General features: G+C 54.5%; 7 protein-coding genes. 2 read left to right on the top strand and 5 right to left on the bottom strand.

Features of this window, described 5'->3' with window-relative positions:
• Positions 1-13: 13 nt before the first annotated feature.
• A complete protein-coding gene (locus KJ970_09980) occupies positions 14-1,105 on the bottom strand; it encodes a DNA adenine methylase (protein MBU2691247.1) in 1,092 nt (363 codons plus the stop codon).
• 92 nt (positions 1,106-1,197) lie between these two features.
• Here KJ970_09980 and KJ970_09975 point away from each other — a divergent pair, with 92 nt between their 5' ends.
• Entirely contained in the window at positions 1,198-1,428 is a 231-nt protein-coding gene (locus KJ970_09975) for a hypothetical protein (GenBank protein ID MBU2691246.1), read from the top strand.
• 18 nt (positions 1,429-1,446) lie between these two features.
• Positions 1,447-1,776, top strand: a complete 330-nt coding sequence (locus tag KJ970_09970) for a hypothetical protein (protein ID MBU2691245.1) — start codon at positions 1,447-1,449, stop codon at positions 1,774-1,776.
• A gap of 156 nt (positions 1,777-1,932) precedes the next feature.
• Here KJ970_09970 and KJ970_09965 read toward each other — a convergent pair whose 3' ends face one another.
• The 4 genes from KJ970_09965 to KJ970_09950 form a co-directional block, all read right to left on the bottom strand.
• Complete coding sequence (locus KJ970_09965) at positions 1,933-3,363, bottom strand: hypothetical protein (protein MBU2691244.1); 1,431 nt, start codon at positions 3,361-3,363, stop codon at positions 1,933-1,935.
• A complete protein-coding gene (locus KJ970_09960; GenBank protein MBU2691243.1) occupies positions 3,335-3,697 on the bottom strand; it encodes a hypothetical protein in 363 nt (120 codons plus the stop codon). The genes KJ970_09965 and KJ970_09960 overlap by 29 nt, the downstream gene beginning before the upstream one ends.
• On the bottom strand, positions 3,681-3,872 hold the full coding sequence (locus KJ970_09955) for a hypothetical protein (protein MBU2691242.1): 192 nt from the start codon (positions 3,870-3,872) through the stop codon (positions 3,681-3,683). The genes KJ970_09960 and KJ970_09955 overlap by 17 nt, the downstream gene beginning before the upstream one ends.
• A gap of 3 nt (positions 3,873-3,875) precedes the next feature.
• The coding region (locus tag KJ970_09950) for a hypothetical protein (GenBank protein MBU2691241.1) at positions 3,876-4,133 on the bottom strand (258 nt) is incomplete at its 5' end.

The raw sequence follows: 4,133 nt of genomic DNA, 5'->3' as shown, positions 1-4,133 counted from the left end.
TTCTTCTTGGCCATCACTTGCCTCCTGCGTTCATGGTTACCATCGCGCGGTCACGGATCAGCTCTGCATCCGAATCCCAACCGACCAGGATAAACTCACGGTTCTGCTGCCTCTTCTCCTCGCTGGACTGGGAGGGTTTGTGCATGTACCGGATCTCGGTGGCCCGGACCTCCCGGCCATAGCCGCGCATCTTTTGCTCCAGCTCGCCCAGCGTCACCTCGGCATTCCCCAGGCTCAAAATCCAGACCGGTATATGGGCAGCCTGCTTGAACAAACCGTCGATCATCGAGGCCCCGTCCTTGGCGCTGAACGGGCTCACCGGCAGCGCCGTACCCTCCAGGATCTCATCGATGATCTTGTATTCCTTCTCGTAGCTGGTGACGCCGGGATAGGGCGGGTCGAAGTAGGCAATGTCGGCCTCGATCGTGGGGAGAAGTTTGACAATGTCTGCTTTCAGGACCTGAGCCTCGCCCTGGAACACCCCGGCATTGATTTGCATCGCTACTTTCCAGAGCCGGTCAGGACGGTTCAGGCGTAGTCCTTCAACATATCCCTTGAGGCAGCTCGGCGTGATGTTTTCATATTCGCCGCTGGATAGCCGGTGAATGGTGCCGGTTCGCACACTTGACATAGGATGAGCTAGCAGCGCCACACGCACCGCTAGGAGCCTTAGGAGCCCCTGTCGCGCCATATCTTGCGCCTCCCCGGCCATGGTTAGGATCCGGTCGAGAAGTCGCGCCTGTGCCCGCGTGAACGCCTGTGGCGCGTAGTTTTGTTCAACCTGAGCCGGTGGCTCGTACTTGTCGGCCGCCACCCGCAAAATGTCTTCCCGCCTGAGCCGAACCGAGCTGTTTTGTATCAGTGCGTGACCGACCACGATGGACCGCTCGGCGATATCCACCGAAATGACCCTGAAACCCTGGGCTTTGGCGTAGAGCGATACCGACCCGCCCCCAAGAAAGCCGTCGAGAAATGTAAGCCCCGGCCACAGCTTTCGTGGCAGGATTCGGTCCACTTCACGGAAGATCAGGGGACAAAGGCGACGCTTTCCACCCAAGTAAGGGGGCAGCGAGGACCACAGCGTTAATCTTTTGTTTCTTGTCATTTTTGTTGCACCCCTAACTTGACTTCTCCGAGGTTGGAAGCGTTGTTACCAATGCGCCGGGCGATGGGGCCTGGCCCATAAGGAGGGGGAAAATGAACCGGACGAACCCGAAGGCCACGAAGAAAGCCAAACAAGCCGCCGACCTGCTCGCCAAGGCTGCTGGGCTCATGCGCGAGGCTGCTGAGATATCGGACAACACGATCGCCGGTGGGAAATACGACTTCTTGCACTGGGCCACAGAAATTGAACAGCTGCTCTCCTGCGACAACGGCGAGGCAGGCATTAAACCGGCGCTGGACAAGAAGACCAGGACAAACCAATAACCAAAAGGAGAATCGACCATGGCTAAGAAGCAGACAAAACCAGCCACCAAGAAGGACTCGAAGAAGGCCAAGGCAGAGCAGAAGACGACGGCCCCCAAGACGGCCGAGACCATCACGCCGGACCCAATCACAACGGCACCCGCTCCCGCTCCCGAACCCGCCCCGAAGCCGAACGTCACCGAACCACTCGTCGTGTTCGCATTCAGGTTGACCCGCGCCGAACGGGATCTTATCCACAAGGCAACCGGATCTGGTAAGGCCACCCAGTTTGTGAAGGGCGTGGTCGTCGCCGCGGCCCGGGGGGATCTGGATACCATTAAGGACATCATTGAGAAGGGCATCGCCTGATATAAACGCTCTCGCCCCTGATCACCCCTGGATTCACCTCCGGGGGTTGGTCGTTTACTGAACCATTTGAAGTGTTTGAAGTGAGTTTCCGGATGAACAGCTATATTTTCTCTCGTGAGAGTTATAGGGATTTTCACTTCAAACGGTTCAAACACTTCAGTAGATTTCATTAATTGATATTCCCCACCATTCATTGCTCCCTTTCGGGCCGGATCTTTTGCTCTTCAAGCCGCGATCCTTCAATACCAAACCAAGCATCTTCTGCGTAATCGGATTCTCCCCATTCTCCTCACACCACTCCCTATATGAGGAATACAGCTCCCTCGCTGTGACATGCTCCCGGTCACCCTCCAGGCACCGGTCTGCGATGAAGCCTGATAGTTGATCCATCTCCTCCCTATATCCTTCCGTCGCAGTAATAACCTCGGGAGGTTCTTGAAGCCCATCCCTCTGCCATTCAATGCATCCCTTAAGTGCCCAATTGAGAATGCCCGGCAACTCGATGAGGAGCTTCCGAAATAGGTCCTTATCTTGATCCTCAGGCGGGATTGTCACCGTAAATGGAACGAGCCTCATTCGTCGCCAGATGGCATAATCTGAGCCCCGGATAATGGGTTTATGATTCGTACCGATGAAGAGTTTGAATTGGGGTTGGTACTCAAACCATTCAGCTCTCATGAATCTTGCACAGATGCGGTCTTCACCTGTCGCCTGCTTAACCAGGGCTTCATTGAGCTTCCGGCCCTGGGAGATCTCTGTCGCAACGACAAACCGAGATCCTTTCAGCCTGGCCAAATCATTGGGGATGGACTCACCTCTTTTAGCCAGCAATGTCTCAGCTGGTGTCTGCGCAGCATAGTCGCCCAGCATCTTGATTATTATGTTTAGGAAGGTTGATTTACCATTCGCACCCAAGCCATATAGCAGAATAAGACATTGTTCTGATGTATTGCCCGTCAACCCATACCCGACAGCACGTTGCAGGTATCGAACTAATGCTTCAATTCCACCCATTATCTGTAATAGAAACCTGTCCCAGGTCGGACATGTAGCGGTTGGATCAAATATCACCGGGACAAGCTTTGTACACAGACTCGATCGATGGTCGGCTTCCATATGCCCCTTGAAGTTGCCAGTCTTTAAACTCAACTGACCATTTGAGCAGTTCAACACATACGGATCGGCATCCAACTCATCAGGCGTGACTGGAATACCCGGTTCGGATTGTGCCAAATTTACCATGGCTCTAAGACGACCTTCATTTTCGGATCGAAGCGCATGTTTGGCGAGATTCAGCCTGTCATATTCGTTGGTCAGGCAAGAGGCGTCTTTATATAGACATCGGATCGTTTCCTTTGCATAACGGAGAATCTCTCCAGACTCATCCCTCAACCACCTCACGCCATCCCAGATGAACCAACACTGCCAGGTATATAAATAGCGGACGACATCACCATATAAGCCGACCAGCCGCTGGGCGTTTCCCACATCGCTGAGATGAAAGGTATCTTTCTCTATCCCTTGATCATGCTGTTCCTTGCCGGGCTCGGGACCCGTCTCAACAGGTGCCAACTGCAACTTGTTCATTCTGTTCCTCCCGAACCTCTCTCAGGCGTTCGCGGATTCTGTAGGTCCTATGATTCAGATACACAATCAGCTCATCATCGGCCTCGATGGCCTGATCTCGCCGGCCTCTGATGGCTATTTCTAGATCCGAAGCCCTGGACCTGCCTTCTTCAGCAGTGAGATGGCCCAGTAGGATCTCCTCGCCGATCTTTCGCCGTTGGGATTGATGCAGGAGATCGATGATTCGCAGGAAGGCATCATGATTCTCTGCAGCCACTAAGCGAGACTCGGCTATTTCCATCAGCTCTCCCTTCAGGGCCTCTATCTGATAAGCGCGGTCACGATCGGCTTTCATCGCCACCGCCTCCAGCCTTCGAACCGTGATCTTCCGGGGCAGCATCTTTGCTTCGGGTTTTGTGATTCAGGATCTTTGCAATGAGAGATGCGATCGCCTTGGCGCACTCGCCATTTCCCTCGCCGGGAAGGCCCTTGTAGTGCCGCCTAAGCTCAACCGCTGTTCTCTCGCGCACGCCCTACGATCTCCTCAGAGAGAGGAGGAAATCCTCAATGGCTGGGTGGGGCTGTATAGGCTGTGGGATATCGTCAGTCTCGTCCGGATGTTCCGTATCCAGCCGACGCAGGATCTTCCGCCGGATCAGATCGAAGGTCTTAACCATCTGCCAGACGAATGAGTCCTCCACCCTGTCCACGGCGACCATCCCGCCCAGCGCCAGGGCCTGCTCTTCGAAGATGTCATCCACTAGATCGATCGCTTCAGTCTTGGTAATCAT

This window comes from Candidatus Eisenbacteria bacterium, assembly GCA_018831195.1.
Taxonomy (GTDB): domain Bacteria; phylum Eisenbacteria; class RBG-16-71-46; order CAIMUX01; family JAHJDP01; genus JAHJDP01.
The sequence above is the reverse complement of the archived record's forward strand: the minus strand, read 5'-3'. Positions and strand labels throughout refer to the sequence as shown.

Coding starts and splice junctions, on each gene's coding strand:
- KJ970_09980 (MBU2691247.1), bottom strand. CDS start 1,105: ATGACAAGAAACAAAAGATTAACGCTGTGGTCCTCGCTGCCCCCTTAC.
- KJ970_09975 (MBU2691246.1), top strand. CDS start 1,198: ATGAACCGGACGAACCCGAAGGCCACGAAGAAAGCCAAACAAGCCGCC.
- KJ970_09970 (MBU2691245.1), top strand. CDS start 1,447: ATGGCTAAGAAGCAGACAAAACCAGCCACCAAGAAGGACTCGAAGAAG.
- KJ970_09965 (MBU2691244.1), bottom strand. CDS start 3,363: ATGAACAAGTTGCAGTTGGCACCTGTTGAGACGGGTCCCGAGCCCGGC.
- KJ970_09960 (MBU2691243.1), bottom strand. CDS start 3,697: ATGAAAGCCGATCGTGACCGCGCTTATCAGATAGAGGCCCTGAAGGGA.